The organism is Vibrio sp. 2130-1 (assembly GCF_033339515.1).
The window spans coordinates 103,448-122,267 of record NZ_JAWOUT010000002.1; the positions used below are offsets into that span (position 1 = coordinate 103,448).

The window sequence follows — 18,820 nt, forward strand, 5'->3', positions numbered from 1 at the left end:
ATGATTGAACGCGGTAAATACCAATCGCTGACCATGGTCAACTGGAACGGCTTCTTTGCCCGTACGTTTGACATCGATGGTCTGGTCACCACGCTATCAGGTGGTAACGGTGCAGGTAAATCAACCACAATGGCGGCGTTCATCACCGCATTGATTCCTGACCAAACGCTGCTGCACTTCCGTAACACGACAGAAGCGGGCAGCAGCCAATCGTCTCGCGACAAAGGTTTGTACGGTAAGCTACAGCCGGGCGCATGTTATGCGGCGCTAGACGTGGTGAACTCACGTAACCAACGCCTATTGTTTGCAGTAAAACTACAGCAAGTTGCGGGTCGTGATAAGAAAGTAGACATCAAACCGTTTGTGATCCAAGGTCTTCCAAGCCATGTGAAACCAACGGATATCTTGGTTGAAAGCGTATCTGCGACTCAAGCTCGTGTACGTCAAATCAATGAAGTAAAAGAATCAATCGCAGAATTTGAAGGCGTTCAATTCAAAGCGTTCTCTTCTATCGTGGATTACCACTCGCAGATGTTCGAATTCGGTGTGATTCCGAAGAAACTGCGTAACTCTGGTGACCGTTCTAAATTCTACCGCCTGATCGAAGCATCGCTTTACGGTGGTATCTCAAGTGCGATTACCCGTTCGCTACGTGACTACCTTCTGCCACAAAACGGCGGCGTGAAGAAAGCGTTCCAAGATATGGAATCGGCGCTGCGTGAAAACCGCATGACGCTAGAAGCGATCAAAACCACGCAAGCAGACCGTGACTTGTTCAAACATTTGATTACAGAGTCGACCAACTACGTGGCAGCGGACTATATGCGCCATGCTAACGAGCGTCGTAAAAAACTAGAACAGACATTGTCTTTGCGTTCAGAGTTATTTGGTTCTCGCGAGACCTTGATTGAGCAAAACAATCTGCTTAACCGCGTTCAAGAAGAGCTGGAACTGCTGATCGAGTCAGAATCTTCTTTAGAGCAAGACTACCAAGCGGCTTCTGATCACTTGCAACTGGTGCAAAACGCGCTGCGTCAGCAAGAGAAGATCGAACGCTACCAAGAAGATCTTGAAGAGCTGAGCGAGCGTCTTGAAGAACAAATGATGGTAGTCGAAGAAGCGCAAGAACGCGTGATGATGGCTGAAGAGCAAGCTACCGTTGCAGAAGAAGAGGTGGATAGCCTTAAGACGCAACTTGCTGATTACCAGCAAGCTCTTGACGTTCAGCAAACTCGCGCCCTTCAATATCAACAAGCAGTTCAAGCGCTGGAGAAAGCGAAGCAGCTACTTGGCGATGACAGCCTAACGGCGGAATCGGCTCAAGCGCTTGTCTCTGAGCTTAAGAGCAAAGAATCAGAAAGCACCAATGCGTTGCTATCGGTTAAGCACAAACTGGACATGTCTTCTGCAGCGGCAGAGCAGTTTGAAACCGCGCTTAAACTGGTACAAAGCATCGTTGGTCAAGTTGAGCGCAAAGACGCGTCTGAGCATGCGAAAACTGCAATTGCGAAAGCGCGTGAGTCACAACAAATTGCACAAAACGAACAACAATGGCGAGCACAACACCGTGATCTCGAACGCAGCCTTAACCAGCAGCGTCAAGCATGTGAACTGGTTGCTGAATACAAAAAGCAATATCACGTTGAACTAACCGATGAGGTTACGTTTGAACAAGAACGTGAACGTCATGCGACGCAAATCGAATCACTAGAGATAGCTCAAGAAGAAGTTCGTGATCAGCGTGGTGAACAGCGCCGTCTAGAGCAAAACGCGGTGGCAGAAATCAGTAAGCTTGAAGCAATAGCACCAGCTTGGATTGCGGCGAACGATGCGCTAGAGAAACTGAGAGAGCAGAGCGGTGAAGAGCTTGATGATCGCCATGCGGTAATGAACCACATGCAAGTTGTCCTTGAACAAGAAAGGGAGTTGTCTTTAGCTAAAGATAAGCTTGCTGAGCGCCGTAGCCAGCTAGACTCTGAGATTGAGCGTCTTGCTTCTCCTGGTGGTTCAAATGACCCTCGCCTGAAAGGTTTGGCAGATACGCTGGGCGGTGTATTGCTGTCTGAGATCTACGATGACATCACGATTGATGACGCGCCTTACTTCAGTGCGATGTACGGTCCGGCTCGTCACGCTATCGTTGTTTCTGACTTGTCAGGCATCGAAGAGAAACTGGTAGAGCTAGACGACTGTCCAGAAGACTTGTACATCATTGAAGGTGACATCGATGCCTTTGATGACAGCTCGTTCGATGCAGAAGAGTTAGAGGGCGCGGTTTGCGTTCGTATGAACGATCGCCAAATGCGTTACTCTCGCTTGCCTGAGATCCCATTGTTTGGCCGTGCGGCACGTGAGCAGCGTCTAGAGTTGCTGCGTAACGAACGAGAAGAAGTGGTAGAGAAACACGCAAAAGCGGCGTTTGATTCTCAGAAAATGCAGCGCTTGTACCAAGCGTTTAACTTATTTGTGTCTAACCACATTCAGGTTGCTTTTGACGCCGATCCAGAACAAGCACTGGCAACTATTCGTGATAAGCGTAACCAAATTGCTCGCGTGCTGGCGGATCTGGATGCGAAAGAGCAACAACAACGTTCTCAGCTTCAAACCAGCAAGCAAGCGTTGTCTTCTCTGGACAAGCTAGCGTCACACATGGTGCTTGTTGAAGATGAGTCATTGCAAGCGCGTTTTGATGAGCTAGAAGAGAAAATCGCTCAGCTTGCAGAGGCGAAGAACTTCTTAAGCAACCATGCAAAAGCCGTCGCGCAATTAGAGAATATTGCGTCTGCGCTTGATGCTGACCCAGAGCAATTCGATGCACTAGAAGCAGAATACAAAGCGGCAGACGAGCGGCTACAAGATCTTAAGAAGCAAATCTTTGCACTCTCGGATCTCGTTGAACGCCGCCACTACTTCGCTTACTCTGATTCAGTAGACCTACTGAACAAGAGCAGCGAACTGAGTGAACAGCTAAAAGCTAAACTGGTTCAAGCTGAACAAATGCGTACTCGCTCTCGTGAAGAGTTGAAGCAATCGCAAGGTCAAATGAACCAATACAACCAAGTATTGGCATCATTGAAGAGTTCACACCAAGCGAAACTGGAAACGATTCAAGAGTTCAAACAAGAACTTCAAGAGTTTGGTGTTAATGCAGACGAAGGTGCGGAAGAACGTGCAATGCGTCGTCGTGACGAATTGCACGAGCGTCTACACACGTCTCGCAGCCGTAAGAGCGAATACGAGCGCACGATCACCTCTACTGAACTAGAGATGAAAGGCTTGGCAAAACGTCTGAAGAAAGTTCAGAAAGAATACGTTGAGCTGCGTACGTTCGTGGTTGCTGCGAAAGCTGGCTGGTGTTCAGTACTTCGTTTGGCGCGTGAGAACGATGTTGAGCGTCGTCTACACAAGCGTGAACTGGCTTACATGTCAGCGGATGAACTGCGTTCGATGTCGGATAAATCACTGGGTGCGCTGCGTCTAGCGGTTGCGAACAATGACGACCTGCGTGATGCGCTGCGTCTATCAGAAGACAACGCTCGCCCAGAGCGTAAAGTTCTGTTCTACATTGCGGTTTACCAACATCTTCGTGAGCGTATTCGTCAGGATATCATCCGTACTGATGATCCTGTAGAAGCGATCGAAGAGATGGAAGTAGAGCTGGCGCGTCTAACGGAAGAGCTAACGCAACGTGAAAATCGCTTAGCGATCAGCTCTGAGTCAGTAGCGAGCATCATCAAGAAGACGATTCAGCGTGAGCAAAACCGTATTCGTATGCTGAACCAAGGCCTGTCGAACATCTCGTTTGGTCAGGTGAAGGGCGTACGTCTAAACGTGAAGATCCGCGAAAGTCACGAAGTGCTACTGAACGGTCTAGCGACACAGCAAGAGCAGCACAAAGACCTGTTTGAATCGACTCGCTTTACTTTCTCCGAAGCAATGGCGAAGCTGTTCCAACGTGTGAACCCACATATTGATATGGGTCAACGTTCTCCTCAGGTTCTGGGTGAAGAGCTACTGGATTACCGTAACTACCTAGAGCTAAGTGTAGAAGTGAACCGTGGTACAGATGGTTGGCTACAGGCTGAGTCTGGCGCGCTATCAACAGGTGAAGCGATCGGTACTGGTCAGTCAATCCTATTGATGGTAGTACAAAGCTGGGAAGAAGAGTCTCGTCGTCTACGCAGCAAAGACATTGTGCCTTGTCGTCTGCTCTTCTTGGATGAAGCCGCGCGTCTGGATGCGAAATCGATCGCGACATTGTTCGAATTGTGTGACCGTCTGGATATGCAGCTTCTCATCGCGGCACCTGAAAACATCAGCCCAGAGAAAGGTACGACCTACAAACTGGTGCGTAAGGTGTTTAAAGACCACGAGCACGTACACGTAGTTGGTCTGCGTGGTTTTGGTCAAACGGATAAGCCTAAGACTGAAGCGCAAGAGATGATTGAAGAGTTTGAATCGTAAACCCCGAATCTAATAAAACGCCCGCAATGAACGCGGGCGTTTTTGTATCTATTTACGAGGTAGGCTTCGAACAACATAAGACAAGCCGAGACTGTAGGACGGCAGTCTCGGCTTATTAGCGGAACTTCACGAGGAAGCGACGTTTATTCCTCTGGAATATCGTCCCTGACTTCGATCATTTCAGCAAGCTCTTCGAGTGCTTGGACAGAAAGCTCAGACAAGCGTTGTAGGTGTTGGTCTAAGCTCTCTTGTTCTTCAAGCTCTGGTTCATCATTATTTGTTTCTTTTATTAGCATTTCCCAACCTCTCAAGTTGAGTAAGGGGAGCTCTCATCATACTCAAAAGGCAAAGTAGAAAAGAAACGATCTATGTTGATTTTGTTAGCTCGATCATTGATTCAACTTATATATGAGAAGGATGTGTTTAATAAGGAGAGTAAGTGCAAGGTTTTTGGATGCGGGATCAAAAACGCCAGTAATCATGACAATTACTGGCGAGTAATAACGAACATTATGTCGGAGGGTTAGAACAACGGCTTCACACCGAACTGCTCTGCCGCGTAAGCGACGCGTTCAATCGGTTTTGGATACTCAGCAGGTGTGCCAAGGCTCTCTATGTGTTTCAAACGAGGAAGTAAGCCTGCACCATTAGCGATTTGGATTGCCAGACCAGGGCGAGCGTTAAGCTCTAAAACCATAGGTCCTTCATCTTTATCCAGCACCATATCCGTACCCATGTATCCCAAACCTGTCATTTCCCAGGCACTTGACGCAAGCTCCAGCAAGCGCTCCCAATGCGGTACTTGAAGGGTCGAAAGGTCTTTACCTGTATCAGGGTGATGAGTAACTGGATGATCGAACTGCACCGCTCTGACGGCTTTACCTGTCGCGATGTCAATGCCTACTCCTACCGCACCTTGGTGAAGGTTTGCTTTGCCGTCGGAAGCCGCTGTAGAACAGCGCATCATCGCCATAACTGGATAACCTTTAAATACGATGATCCGAACATCTGGTACGCCTTCATAACTGAAGCCATCAAAACAGTCATCAAACTTGATTAAGTTTTCAACCACAGCAACGTCATTTTTACCACCAAGAGAGAAAAGGCCAGCAAGCGCATTACTAATGTGACGCTCGACCTCATCCCTACCAATTGTAGAGCCGGAGGGTTTGGTATATACCCCGTTTTTGTGAGACGTAACAACCAGAATGCCTTTACCGCCACTACCTTGTGCAGGTTTGATTACAAAACCAGGCCAGTTCTCAACCATTTTGTGGATAGTCTTAACTTCAGCTTGGTTATGAATGACACCGATCAGGGCAGGAACTGTTGCTCCTGCTGCCTGTGCAATAATTTTGGTCTTTAGCTTGTCATCGACAAGTGGGTATTTAGAACGATCATTGTAACGGCCAATATAGCTGTGGTTACGCTTGTTCATCCCCATAATGCCTTTATGGCGAAGCTTAGACGGCGAAGTAAAACTTTCGAACATCGTTTAGTCCTCCGCTAGTGGTTTGAAGCGTCGTAGCTCAGTGAGGCGGTAACCTGTGTAAGTACCTAGTAATAGAATACCGGCCAGAACAATCAACTGTAGACCAATGAAGTTAAAGGTTAAGTGTTGAATGTATGAGTTCGTCATTGCAAGGTAAACTAATACCGCTGTCAGCAATGAACCACCACCTTGCAGAGCAACTTCCTTCGCACCTTCTTCTTCCCATAGGATTGACATACGTTCAATCGTCCAAGACAAGATGATCATAGGGAAGAAGGTAATTGTTAGGCCTTCTGTTAAGCCCATTTTAAACGCAACAACGGTGAACACCGAGATGATCATAATAACGGTAATAATGACCGCAGATATCCTTGCTACCAGCAATAAGTTCAACCTAGACAAATAGCTTCGAATAATCAAGCCTGTACCTACAATTAGCAAGAAACCGACAATACCCGTTAATAGTTGAGTTTGAACAAAAGCAACGGCAATCAACACAGGCATGAAGGTACCGGATGTTTTCAGGCCGATAATCACACGCAAGAACACAACGATCAGAGCACCAATAGGGATGAGCATGATGGTTTTGAACATCGCTTGCTCTTCCAAAGGTAGGCTATGAATTGAAATATTCAGTAATCCATCTGCTTCTATTTTGTTGTTTGTAGCTTGTTGTGGTGTCATTTCTTGCTTAATCATCGAGAAATGCACTTGGCTATTTTTACCACCAACAAGGTCAAGTAAGGATACGTTTGATTCGTCCCACACTAACAAGTTGGGTTTCACTGCTTTTTGTTCGGATTTTGGCGAAAACAGTACCCAATCTTTACCTGACCAAACCTGAACCATTGGTTGAATTGTTTGGCGTCGACGACCATCTTCTAGTTCGATAACACCGACGGTTTTGCTCTGTATACCTGCGGTAAGCAAAATGTTATGCAGTGCATCAGTACGGCTGAAATCGTTCAGTAGTAGCGACGAGTTTTGGCTATCAGGGTCATTAAGCGCTTTGATAAGCTCACGAGTAAACGTCACATTATCGGCTGAGCGACTCATCGCACGTTCGATAAGGGCATTTGCCGCTGCTGCTTGTGGTGCTGAAAGCGTTGGTGGCGTAATGTCTTCCGTTGGCGGTAAAGGAGTGACTTTAGCCTGAGGGTCTACTAAGAACTGGGCTTTGTAGTATATGGTTTGTGGCCCTTGAGCTTGGCGAATTGACCATTCTGCACGACGGCCTGAATCGTCATTGATGTAGGAAACGCCATAACCTGATGAGGAAGCAGATTCACCAATAAGTGTGTAACCACTTTGCGTATGCGGTGCTGCAAGTGACGCTTTTACTTCGTTGCCGTTAGCATTGAACTCAATACGAGCTTCTACATCCCACACCTGGCGAGTTTCGCCTGGCGTCCAAGGCACGCCGTAGTTTTCATGTCTGAAAACACTCAGAGCAATGCCCGCAATCACCAATAAGATGATAGAAAGGTAAAACGGTATTTTTGACGTCATAATCTACCTTATTATTTTTTATCTTCGTCCGTTTGGATATAGGTACGACTTACATCGACAAGTGCTATGTCGCGCATAAATTCTCTACCCAGTAAAATAGGATGGTTCATATGTGAGCGATCTGCCAACGTAAATTGCGCTTTTTCATGAATTTTTCCAACGCGCACCCAAAGTTCTACCACAGCGCGGCGTTCTAACTCTTCACTGGTAACCTGGCGGATTTTGACGTAGCGAATGACAGGAGCTTCGATCCAAGTACTTTTCTCTTCTTCGGATTTACTGGTGTCTGCTAAGTGGAATCGGACCCATTTTTTGCCATTTCTTTCGAACTCTTCAATATCAACGGCATTTAAAGACGACGTCGCGGCACCAGTGTCGATACGTGCATCAAAAGTTTGCTTAATCGACTCTACAGTGACCTTTTCGATAGAGCCAAGGACAATATCGTGAGTTGGGGTTGGTTCCACAGGAGCGGGAGATTGGACAATAATCGGCTCTTTCGGTTTTTTTACTTCTGCCATTGCTTCATCGCGAAATGTAAGAAGTTCAACCTGTAGTTTATCGACTTGTTCTTCAAGGCTGTCGATATAGTCCGATTGGTTGCTGAGCTGCAGCTCTAGGTTGGTAATGCGATTATTGACATTCGCTTCTGAATTTTGAATCGCCGCTAACGTTTCTTGGTGGTACTGTTCGCCTTTGGTTAGTGAGCATCCAGATAGTAAGGCGATGGCAACAATCGGGGTCAATCGTAATAACATTGAAAACCTTGGGATTGGATTAAGTTGTTTATTTTTTAGGAGTTTAGCTTATATCGATAAAGCCTCACAAGTAAGAATGTTTCTCTATTACTTATTGTTTGAGGAATAGTGATGAAAAGCCAAAAATCAAGGACATAAAAGCGCATCCTTATTTAGAGCGTGCTTATATTTTGACGTGACAAATGGATTCAAAAAACAAACTCGCTCATTACGAGGAAAGAGGGTAATGTCTTAACTCGTAAAATGAGTTAAGACAATGTCAGGAATCTCAGCGAATTATGATTTGCGAGCGACAAGAACCGCGCGGCGAGGGGCAGGGTAGCCTTCTACAGTCTTGCTTGGGTCGTTCGGATCTAAGTAGTCAGGTAGAGAGTTATGCGTCATCCAATCTGTGGTACGTTGTTCGTCTACGGACGTGATGTTTTCATCAACGATACGAACATCTTCAAAACCGACCAATTCTAGCCACACTTTTAGGGCTTTTGCTGAAGGGAAGAAATAGACATTACGCATTTGCGCGTAACGAGAAGTCGGGACCAGTACTGCATTCTCATCACCTTCAATCACGAGTGTTTCCAATACGAGTTCACCTCCAGATACTAATTGATCTTTTAGTTGCACTAAATGATCGAGAGGCGAGCGGCGATGGTAAAGCACGCCCATGCTGAATACCGTATCGAACGCTTCTAACTTAGGTAGTTGTTCAATGCCCAATGGCAATAAGTGTGCACGTTGGTCATCGCCCATTAGTTTACGAATTGCTTCGAACTGAATCAGGAACAGGTGAGATGGATCGATACCGACAGTTAAGCGTGCACCTTCGCCTAGCATGCGCCACATGTGGTAGCCGTTACCACAACCTACATCGAGTACGCTGCGATTCTTTAATGGAGAAATATGTGGAAGCACGCGGTCCCATTTCCAATCACTGCGCCACTCAGTATCAATATGGATGCCGTGTACGTGGTATGGGCCTTTGCGCCAAGGATGGAATGTACGAAGTAAGCTTTCTAGCTTTTTAAGTTCCCCTTGAGGCATCGGCTCATTGTTTGAAATCGTGACAGAATCAACAATGTCGATGTTGTCCGGTCTACCCGCTGGGATTTTGTTCAGGGCTTTCAACCAGCGACCAAAGTCACCGTGCTCTGCATTTTGCCAATCCGTTAGCTGTTGTGGAAGCACATTAAGCCAAGGTTGAAGACGAGTGTCTTGGGCAATCAATTGGTAGAAATTTGCAAAGTTAAACATAGTTAGTTAATCGCTGAGTTGATGGGTATAAATTATTAACAAAAGCCGAAATCGGTATGGTTCAGGTTTGGTATGCATGGTCTATTTAATCGCGAACATGGAGCCGAAGTTAAAGCATTGGAACCAAACATCGTAGCTAGAAAAGCCAATTTTAGCGAAACGCTCTTTATGTTCTTTCTTTGAATCTGGGCGCATTACGTTTTCTATCGCGCTGCGCTTTTGGCTGATTTCTAGTTCGCTATAACCATTCGCACGTTTAAAGTCGTGGTGAAGGTCAATTAACAGTTCGTTCGACACTTCATCTTCAAACACGAACTTTTCAGACAGAATCAAAATACCGCCCGGACGCAGACCCGCGTAGATTTTCTCTAGTAGAGCATAGCGGTCTTCTGGAGAAAGGAACTGCAGTGTGAAGTTCAATACCACAACGGATGCGTTTTCAATTTCGATATTGCGAATGTCTGCTTCTACTACATCCACAGGAGTGTCACTGCGGTAAGCGTTGACGTGAAGTTTACAACGCTCAACCATCGCAGGAGAGTTGTCCACTGCGATGATTTGGCAACCTTCTTGTTTGATATGGCGACGCATAGACAATGTTGCAGCACCCAAAGAACAGCCAAGGTCATAGATGTTTGAGTGAGGTTTTACAAAACGCTCTGCCAGCATACCGATTGCAGAAATGATATTGCTGTAACCCGGTACCGATCGTTGAATCATGTCAGGAAATACTTCCGCTACGCGTTCATCGAACGTGAAATCCCCAATTTTATCGATTGGAGCCGAAAAAATAGTATCTGGATTGCTCTTAGGGTTCATAACTAAGTCTCTGCATACAAGCCGCCTGAAAATGTCAGGCACCAAAAAAGGCGCGTATTTTATGGGAATTTCGCGCCTCTGTCATGTGTTGCGTTAGAACATCTGTAACTGCGAGTTGCCATCGTCAGCAGGGAAAGGTGCTAACTCAGGGATCGTGATACGCTTTTGTATGTCTTTATATAGGTTTGCGGCCAACTCTGGAGCAATTATATTGTCTGCGGTATGGATCATGACATATGGCTGTTTACCTTCGGCAATCCATTGTGGCAACTTGCTGAGCCATGGTTTAAAAAACTCGTAATTTTGCTGTTCTTCTGGATGACCAATAAAGCGAATCAAAGGGTGTGAAGCGGTAGCAATGGCGTGGACAGGGACTCGTGGTTTTTTCATTTGCGCATCAATGATCGCCTCATTGTCGGGCTTAGCGGCAAAGACTGGGCGGCTATCCATAATAATACGGTCAATATTATTCTCTACTAACCATTGGTTAAGTGCTCGCTCTTCTTCGCCTTTGGAGAAAAATGCCATATGACGAACCTCAACACCGAGAGGGAAGTTAGGTGGAAAGCTCGCACAGAACTTTTTCAGTCGATCAAGGTGCTCAGGACCAAATGCGGCTGGTAATTGAATTGTCCATTGGCCCACACGGTCATGCAAAGGCTCCATGACCTTCATGAAGTCTCTCAGTTGTTCGCTGCAACCTCTTAGCATTTGCTCATGAGTGATGGCTTTAGGAAGTTTGAAAGTAAAGCGAAAATCATCGTGGGTTGCGGCTCTCCAGTTTTGCACTGTATTGAGCGTCGGTGTGGCATAAAATGTCGTGTTGCCTTCCACGGTATGAAACACTTGCGCATACCTTTCTAAACGTTCAGCGGGCTTTGTCCCGCTGCCGTAAAAACTTTGTTGCCATTGATTGTGTGACCACATTGTCAATCCAAGTCGAAGAGGTAAGTTATCCATTATTCTTTACTGCTTGCTACTCGTGTGAATACTTTACGAGAGTTTTGCTGAAATAGGTAATTTCACGCTATAATCCTCCCCAATTTTTTCGCTTTGGTGCGCTTTTGAACATTTGTTGTACTAAAAAGCACCAGTGAATGATAAAACACACGTAATTGTATGTTGAGTAGTCGATTTTCGTGGACATTCAGCGTATAACTGAATCTTTACTCTGCTTAGCAATGAGGCTGACAGAGCGTAGTTAACAACATTTGAGAGATTGGGAATTTCATTATGCGTACCCATTACTGTGGTCACCTGAACAAGTCCCTTGCAGGACAAACTGTAGAACTTTGCGGCTGGGTTAACCGTCGTCGTGATTTAGGCGGTCTTATTTTTATTGATATGCGAGATCGCGAAGGTATCGTTCAGGTAGTTGTTGATCCAGATATGGCGGATGCGTATGAAGTGGCGAACACACTTCGTAATGAATTCTGTATCAAACTAACGGGTGAAGTGCGCGTTCGCCCAGAGAGCCAAGCAAACAAAGACATGGCAACAGGTGAAGTCGAGATCCTTGCGAAAGGTCTTGAAATCATCAACCGTTCTGATGTTCTGCCTCTAGACTTCAACCAAAAGAACTCTGAAGAGCAGCGCCTGAAGTATCGTTACCTAGATCTACGTCGTCCAGAAATGAGCGACCGCATCAAGCTACGTGCTAAAGCGTCTAGCTTTGTTCGTCGTTTCCTAGATGACAACGGCTTCCTAGACATCGAAACACCAGTACTAACAAAAGCGACACCAGAAGGCGCTCGTGACTACCTAGTACCTAGCCGTGTTCACAAAGGCAGCTTCTACGCGCTTCCTCAGTCTCCACAGCTATTCAAACAGCTTCTAATGATGTCTGGTTTTGACCGTTACTACCAAATCGTTAAGTGTTTCCGTGATGAAGACTTGCGTGCTGACCGTCAACCAGAATTCACTCAGATCGATATCGAAACGTCATTCATGACGGCTGACCAAGTTCGTGCAACGACTGAGAAAATGGTTCGTGAAATGTGGCAAGAGCTACTAAACGTTGACCTAGGTGAATTCCCAGTAATGCCGTTCAGCGAAGCGATTCGTCGTTTCGGTTCGGACAAGCCAGACCTACGTAACCCACTGGAACTAGTAGACGTTGCTGACCTAGTGAAAGACGTTGAGTTCAAAGTATTCTCAGGTCCAGCAAACGACGAAAAAGGCCGCGTTGCCGTTATTCGCGTTCCAGGTGGCGCTTCTCTGACTCGTAAGCAAATTGATGGCTACGGTGAATTCGTTGGCATCTACGGTGCGAAAGGTCTAGCTTGGATGAAGGTTAATGACCGTGCAGCGGGCATGGAAGGTATCCAATCTCCAGTCGCTAAGTTCCTAAATGAAGACGTGATCAACGGCATTCTAGATCGTACTCAAGCGGAATCTGGTGACATTATCTTATTTGGCGCTGATAAAGCGGGTATCGTTGCAGAAGCAATGGGTGCGCTACGTTTGAAACTAGGTAAAGACCTAGAGCTAACGGATGAGTCTGCATGGGCTCCACTATGGGTTGTTGACTTCCCAATGTTCGAAGAAGATGACGAAGGCAACCTACACGCGATGCACCACCCATTCACATCGCCTCTAGGTGTGACTGCAGAAGAGCTAAAAGCAAACCCTGCTGCGGCAAATTCTAACGCTTACGATATGGTTCTAAATGGCTACGAAGTGGGCGGCGGCTCTGTTCGTATCCACAACGCAGATATGCAAGAAGCCGTATTTGATATTCTAGGCATCACACCTGAAGAGCAACAGCTTAAGTTCGGCTTCCTGCTTGATGCGCTGAAATTCGGTACGCCTCCACATGCTGGTCTTGCATTTGGTCTAGACCGTCTAGTAATGCTGCTATGTGGCACAGAGAACATCCGTGATGTTATCGCGTTCCCTAAAACAACAGCAGCGGCGTGTCTACTAACAGACGCACCAAGTATTGCGAACCCAGCAGCGCTAGAAGAGCTAGCAATCGCAGTGACTGCAGCGAAAGAAAAAGACGCAGAATAAGCGCACAACATTTGAAGAAAACTCCCGCAACTGCGGGAGTTTTTGTTTAAATAAACCCAAGAAACTTCCAAAGCAATTTCCCAAGCAACGCTTTTTAGAACATGTCTGCTATTAAGCGTCAAAATACATTAAAAGGTGAATTATGGCTGGTCATAGTAAATGGGCGAATATTCGTCACCGTAAAGCAGCGCAAGATGCGAAGCGCGGCAAAATCTTTACTAAATTAATCCGTGAAATCGTTGTTGCGGCAAAAGAGGGGGGCGGTGAGCCAGAAAACAACCCACGTTTGCGAGCAGCAATTGATAAAGCACTGTCTAACAACATGACACGTGACACTGTCAACCGCGCTGTCAGCCGAGGTGCTGGTGGTGAAGGCGACGACAACATGGAAACCGTGATCTATGAAGGTTATGGTCCAGGTGGTACGGCGGTCATGGTCGAATGTATGACGGATAACCGAAATCGTACGGTATCTGGCGTACGCCATGCATTCTCAAAGTCAGGCGGTAATCTGGGGACGGATGGTAGCGTCAACTATCTTTTCGACAAGAAAGGCGTGATTTCATATGGCCCAGGTTTAGATGAGGATGCGGTAATGGAAGTAGCATTAGAAAGTGGTGCTGATGACATTGAAACGGCAGAAGATGGCTCGATTGATGTCTACACGGCCCCAGGCGATTTTGGACTCGTAAAAGATGCTCTTGATGCCGCAGGGTTTGAGGCAGAGAACGCTGAGGTGTCGCTGATCCCATCTACGAAAGCAGATTTGGACGCGGATACTGCGCCAAAACTACTTCGTTTGATTGACGCTTTGGAAGATCTGGACGACGTTCAAGAGGTTTATCACAATGGTGATATCTCTGACGACGTTGCGGCTACGCTAGATTAAACTCAAGGTGTCGGGAGCGGTATTTGCTCCGAAGTTAGCAAGTAATAATAAACTGAGGCCGAATTAGGCCTCATTTTTAGGAACATTCATGTCAATTATTTTGGGCATTGACCCAGGTTCGCGCATTACCGGCTATGGGGTCATTCGTCAAAATGGACGCCACTTGCAATACCTTGGTAGTGGCTGCATTCGTACTTCAGAAAAAGAACTTCCGGGTCGGCTTAAACAGATTTATGCAGGCGTCACGGAAATCATTACCCAGTTTCAACCGGACGTTTTCGCGATCGAGCAAGTGTTTATGGCCAAAAACGCGGATTCAGCGCTAAAACTTGGCCAAGCTCGTGGCAGTGCAATTGTTGCTGCGGTGAATGCGGAGTTGCCGGTATTTGAATACGCGGCTCGTCTTATTAAGCAAGCTGTCGTAGGCACTGGTGGCGCGGACAAAGCGCAAGTTCAGCATATGGTTCAGCAGATGCTTAAATTGCCCGCCAAGCCTCAAGCGGATGCGGCCGATGCTTTAGGTGTGGCGATTTGTCATGCCAATACTAACAAGACTCTCGTTGCCTTAGCGGGCAAAGCAACCAGTGCCAGAAAAGGGCGCTATCGATAAAATTAACTGGATGTCTATCCAGTTCTTTATTATCCTGTCGCAAATTCATTTCCAAAGAGTATTTATAGTGATTGGACGTCTTCGTGGCATACTGATTGAAAAACAACCACCTGAAGTATTAATTGAAGTTAATGGCATTGGCTATGAAGTCCAGATGCCAATGAGCTGTTTTTACGAACTGCCAAATGTTGGCGAAGAAGCCATTATTTATACTCACTTTGTTGTCCGTGAAGATGCGCAATTGCTATACGGTTTCAACACAGTAAAAGAACGAGCACTTTTCCGTGAAGTGATCAAAGCCAATGGCGTTGGTCCTAAACTCGGTCTTGGTATTCTCTCTGGTATGACAGCAACGCAATTTGTTACTTGTGTGGAACATGAAGACGTTTCTACGCTGGTTAAGCTTCCAGGCGTTGGCAAGAAAACCGCAGAGAGATTGGTTGTTGAAATGAAAGACCGCTTGAAAGGGTGGGGCGCTGGCGATCTATTTACACCATTTACGGATGCTGCTCCTGCGGATTCTAGTGCGACATCCAACAACGCGGAAGAAGAAGCAATCAGTGCGCTTCTAGCTCTAGGTTACAAGCCGACTCAAGCGTCAAAAGTGGTATCTCAGATCGCTAAACCGGACATGAGCAGTGAGCAAATGATCCGTGAAGCTCTAAAATCAATGGTGTAACGCTGGTTGCACAGTGAACATTTGTTCAAGATAACTCATTCTCTAAGGTTAATGCCAATCGCTTAACGATGTTTTTTTGTGTCATTCCAGCGAGCCTGGCGAGACTGGGAATCTAATAGCAGCACGCTGAGCGGTTAATGAAACAATTTGACCATAAATCGCTCGGATAGAAGATCCTGTATCACGCTCCTTCGTCGCTGTACAGGATGACGAGATATAGAAATATGCCACTTGCTGTTAAACGAGCGGCATTATTCTCTCAGGTAACCATTTTTCAAGGTAAAAAGATGATTGAAGCCGATCGTTTAATCGCGCCAGAAAACCCTGCCTTTCGTGATGAAGATGTCATTGATCGTGCTATTCGGCCAAAAAAATTAGCGGATTACCAAGGTCAGGACCATGTCCGTGACCAAATGGAGATCTTCATTAAAGCTGCTCAGTTACGTAGCGAAGCACTTGATCACCTTTTGATTTTTGGTCCCCCAGGTTTGGGTAAAACCACACTTGCGAATATCGTTGCCAATGAAATGGAAGTGAACATTCGCACTACTTCAGGCCCTGTACTTGAGAAAGCAGGCGATTTGGCCGCGCTGTTAACCAACCTTGAAGAAAACGATGTGTTGTTCATCGATGAGATTCACCGCTTGAGCCCGATGGTTGAAGAGGTGCTGTATCCGGCGATGGAAGATTATCAACTGGATATTATGATCGGTGAAGGTCCGGCCGCTCGTTCTATTAAGATCGATTTACCACCATTTACGTTAATTGGTGCGACGACCCGAGCGGGCTCTTTGACGTCACCATTGCGCGATCGCTTTGGTATTACTCAGCGCCTTGAGTTTTATAAGATAAAAGACCTCCAAGATATTGTGCAGCGAAGCGCGGATTGTTTAGGTTTATCAATGGAACCTGAAGGTGCATTGGAAGTGGCAAGACGTGCGCGTGGCACACCACGTATTGCTAACCGTTTGCTACGCCGTGTTCGTGATTATGCGGAAGTGAAAGGCAATGGTCACATTTGTGCCGATGTTGCCGATAAGGCGTTGAATATGCTTGATGTGGACGCCGAAGGCTTCGATTACATGGACCGTAAGCTACTACTCGCGATTATGGAAAAATTTGGTGGTGGTCCGGTCGGGCTCGACAACATGGCAGCGGCGATAGGTGAAGAAAAGGACACTATTGAAGACGTTCTTGAACCTTATCTTATTCAGCAAGGTTATTTACAACGCACTCCGCGTGGAAGAATCGCGACAGATCGTGCGTATTTGCATTTCGGAATTGAAAAATAAGATTCCCTCGCTGGGCCTTTGTTGCCCAGCGCTTCATTAAAGTTGACCAAACTCACATTTTTTGAATTTTTTCTCATACTGGTTTAGTAAGTAAAAAGCATTGATTGTTAACTCGATGTTTGCTTGCAACTGGTTAATTTCTCTCCTGATTACTCTCTCTTAACATCCGTATCCAATACTGGTTGATCTAGATCAATGTGATGGATTTTTGTGCAAATTCCGCGCATAAACATTGATGTATATCAAAGCGCGTTACGGCTATAAACCTTTTGAAACAATCTGTTTTTACAAGTAATATTAGCCCCAGCTATATTAGCTGATGCTTAACAATTAACTAACCAATGAAGCACATTTTTGCAACAATGAGTTGTGATAATTCAACATTTTTCAAGTGTAAATAACACCTGAATATGGATTGCAATATGTAGAGAGTGTCATTCAGCCGACACATAGGAGTTACCATGATTGACGTAGTTGATCTATCGCGGTTGCAGTTTGCACTGACAGCGATGTATCACTTCCTATTCGTACCATTGACCCTTGGTATGGCCTTCCTTCTGGCCATTATGGAATCGATGTACGTAATGACGAACAAGCAAATCTATAAGGACATGACCAAGTTCTGGGGTAAGCTATTCGGTATTAACTTTGCACTTGGTGTGGCGACAGGCCTTACCATGGAGTTCCAGTTTGGTACGAACTGGTCTTACTACTCCCACTATGTAGGTGATATCTTCGGTGCACCGCTAGCGATCGAAGCACTTGTCGCATTCTTCCTGGAGTCAACTTTTGTTGGTCTATTCTTCTTCGGGTGGGATCGTCTATCTAAACGCCAACACTTAGCGGTTACCTGGCTTGTGGCACTAGGCTCTAACTTCTCTGCTCTTTGGATTCTTATCGCAAACGGCTGGATGCAAAACCCAGTAGGCGCAGATTTCAACTTCGAAACCATGCGAATGGAAATGGTGAGCTTCTCTGAGGTTGTACTAAACCCAGTTGCTCAGGTTAAGTTCGTGCATACGGTTGCTTCTGGTTACACTTGTGGCGCAATGTTTATTCTAGGCATCAGTTCATACTACCTATTAAAAGGTCGTGACATTGCGTTTGCTCGTCGTTCGTTTGCTATTGCTGCTTCTTTCGGTATTGCAGCTATCTTATCTACCATCGTTCTTGGTGACGAATCTGGCTACGAGCTTGGTGAAGTTCAAAAAGTGAAACTCGCTGCAATTGAAGCAGAGTGGCACACTGAACCTGCACCTGCCGCATTTACGTTATTTGGTGTTCCTAACCAGGAAACGATGCATACCGATTACGCAATTAAGATCCCTTACGTAATGGGTATTATCGCGACACGTTCTTTTGATGAGCAAGTAACAGGTCTTCGTGATTTACGTGATGAACACGTCGATCGTATTCGTGACGGCATGTACGCTTATGAACTTCTAGAGAAGCTTCGTGCGGGCGATAAGTCAGAAGAAAACATGACTGCGTTTGATGAAGTGAAAGGTGACCTAGGTTACGGTCTACTTCTAAAACGCTACACAGACAATGTTGTTGATGCAACAGAAGAGCAAATCCAAGCTGCTGCGGACGACTCAATCCCAACAGTATGGCCGCTATTCTGGTCATTCCGTATCATGGTTGCTTGTGGCTTCATCATGTTGTTTGTCTTTGGTGCGGCGTTTATCCAAACGTGTCGTCAGAAGATTGAGCAGAAACAATGGATTCTAAAAGCTGCACTATTTAGCATTCCACTACCTTGGATTGCAATTGAAGCGGGTTGGTTCGTCGCTGAGTACGGCCGTCAACCTTGGGCTGTAGGTGAAATTTTACCAGTGCATGTTGCAGCTTCTGCACTAACTGCAGGTGAAATCTGGACTTCACTCTTCGCAATTCTGGCGCTATACACGGTATTCCTGATTGCAGAAGTTTACCTAATGTTGAAATTCGCTCGTAAAGGCCCAAGTAGCCTGAAAACGGGTCGCTACCACTTCGAGCAAAATGCTGACTCTGTTGAAGACAAAGTTAGTCGCCAAGTAGAAGCGTAA

General features: G+C 46.1%; 14 protein-coding genes. 7 read left to right on the forward strand and 7 right to left on the reverse strand.

The genetic code is table 11. The annotated features are described in order from the left end of the window. Positions 1-4,464: a chromosome partition protein MukB gene (gene mukB, locus R7Q09_RS03040; protein WP_318070547.1), complete on the forward strand. Its 4,464-nt coding sequence runs from the start codon at positions 1-3 to the stop codon at positions 4,462-4,464. A 143-nt stretch (positions 4,465-4,607) separates the two neighbouring features. Here the strand turns inward: mukB and R7Q09_RS03045 are convergent, their stop codons facing one another. The 7 genes from R7Q09_RS03045 to R7Q09_RS03075 all read right to left on the reverse strand — a co-directional run bounded on the left by R7Q09_RS03045 (position 4,608) and on the right by R7Q09_RS03075 (position 11,250). Then, complete coding sequence (locus R7Q09_RS03045; protein ID WP_005378381.1) at positions 4,608-4,760, reverse strand: hypothetical protein; 153 nt, start codon at positions 4,758-4,760, stop codon at positions 4,608-4,610. 227 nt (positions 4,761-4,987) lie between these two features. After that, on the reverse strand, positions 4,988-5,956 hold the full coding sequence (locus tag R7Q09_RS03050; RefSeq protein WP_005378387.1) for an alpha-L-glutamate ligase-like protein: 969 nt from the start codon (positions 5,954-5,956) through the stop codon (positions 4,988-4,990). A 3-nt stretch (positions 5,957-5,959) separates the two neighbouring features. After that, positions 5,960-7,465 (reverse strand): inactive transglutaminase family protein, encoded by a 1,506-nt coding sequence (locus tag R7Q09_RS03055; protein ID WP_005378389.1) that lies wholly within the window; start codon positions 7,463-7,465, stop codon positions 5,960-5,962. 11 nt (positions 7,466-7,476) lie between these two features. Continuing rightward, on the reverse strand, positions 7,477-8,223 hold the full coding sequence (locus R7Q09_RS03060) for an ATP-dependent zinc protease (protein ID WP_005378391.1): 747 nt from the start codon (positions 8,221-8,223) through the stop codon (positions 7,477-7,479). A gap of 276 nt (positions 8,224-8,499) precedes the next feature. Beyond that, positions 8,500-9,471: a tRNA 5-methoxyuridine(34)/uridine 5-oxyacetic acid(34) synthase CmoB gene (gene cmoB, locus R7Q09_RS03065; RefSeq protein WP_005387902.1), complete on the reverse strand. Its 972-nt coding sequence runs from the start codon at positions 9,469-9,471 to the stop codon at positions 8,500-8,502. A gap of 81 nt (positions 9,472-9,552) precedes the next feature. Then, positions 9,553-10,290, reverse strand: a complete 738-nt coding sequence (gene cmoA, locus R7Q09_RS03070) for a carboxy-S-adenosyl-L-methionine synthase CmoA (protein WP_054575109.1) — start codon at positions 10,288-10,290, stop codon at positions 9,553-9,555. 93 nt (positions 10,291-10,383) lie between these two features. Then, the gene (locus R7Q09_RS03075) at positions 10,384-11,250 is read right to left on the reverse strand and encodes a DUF72 domain-containing protein (RefSeq protein ID WP_239932280.1); all 867 of its coding nucleotides are present in this window, start codon (positions 11,248-11,250) and stop codon (positions 10,384-10,386) included. Between the two features lie 273 nt (positions 11,251-11,523). Between R7Q09_RS03075 and aspS the strand changes: the two genes are divergently transcribed. The 6 genes from aspS (at position 11,524) to cydA (ending at position 18,820) form a co-directional block, all read left to right on the forward strand. Further along, positions 11,524-13,302, forward strand: coding sequence for an aspartate--tRNA ligase (gene aspS, locus R7Q09_RS03080; RefSeq protein WP_005378401.1), 1,779 nt, complete (start codon positions 11,524-11,526; stop codon positions 13,300-13,302). Between the two features lie 142 nt (positions 13,303-13,444). Next, positions 13,445-14,191: a YebC/PmpR family DNA-binding transcriptional regulator gene (locus R7Q09_RS03085; protein ID WP_005378402.1), complete on the forward strand. Its 747-nt coding sequence runs from the start codon at positions 13,445-13,447 to the stop codon at positions 14,189-14,191. Between the two features lie 88 nt (positions 14,192-14,279). Next, positions 14,280-14,801 (forward strand): crossover junction endodeoxyribonuclease RuvC, encoded by a 522-nt coding sequence (gene ruvC / locus R7Q09_RS03090; RefSeq protein WP_005387909.1) that lies wholly within the window; start codon positions 14,280-14,282, stop codon positions 14,799-14,801. Positions 14,802-14,868: 67 nt separating this feature from the next. Beyond that, complete coding sequence (gene ruvA, locus R7Q09_RS03095) at positions 14,869-15,480, forward strand: Holliday junction branch migration protein RuvA (protein WP_017820041.1); 612 nt, start codon at positions 14,869-14,871, stop codon at positions 15,478-15,480. A gap of 287 nt (positions 15,481-15,767) precedes the next feature. Then, the gene (ruvB, locus tag R7Q09_RS03100; RefSeq protein WP_005378312.1) at positions 15,768-16,772 is read left to right on the forward strand and encodes a Holliday junction branch migration DNA helicase RuvB; all 1,005 of its coding nucleotides are present in this window, start codon (positions 15,768-15,770) and stop codon (positions 16,770-16,772) included. Between the two features lie 461 nt (positions 16,773-17,233). Then, positions 17,234-18,820 (forward strand): cytochrome ubiquinol oxidase subunit I, encoded by a 1,587-nt coding sequence (gene cydA, locus R7Q09_RS03105; RefSeq protein ID WP_005378311.1) that lies wholly within the window; start codon positions 17,234-17,236, stop codon positions 18,818-18,820.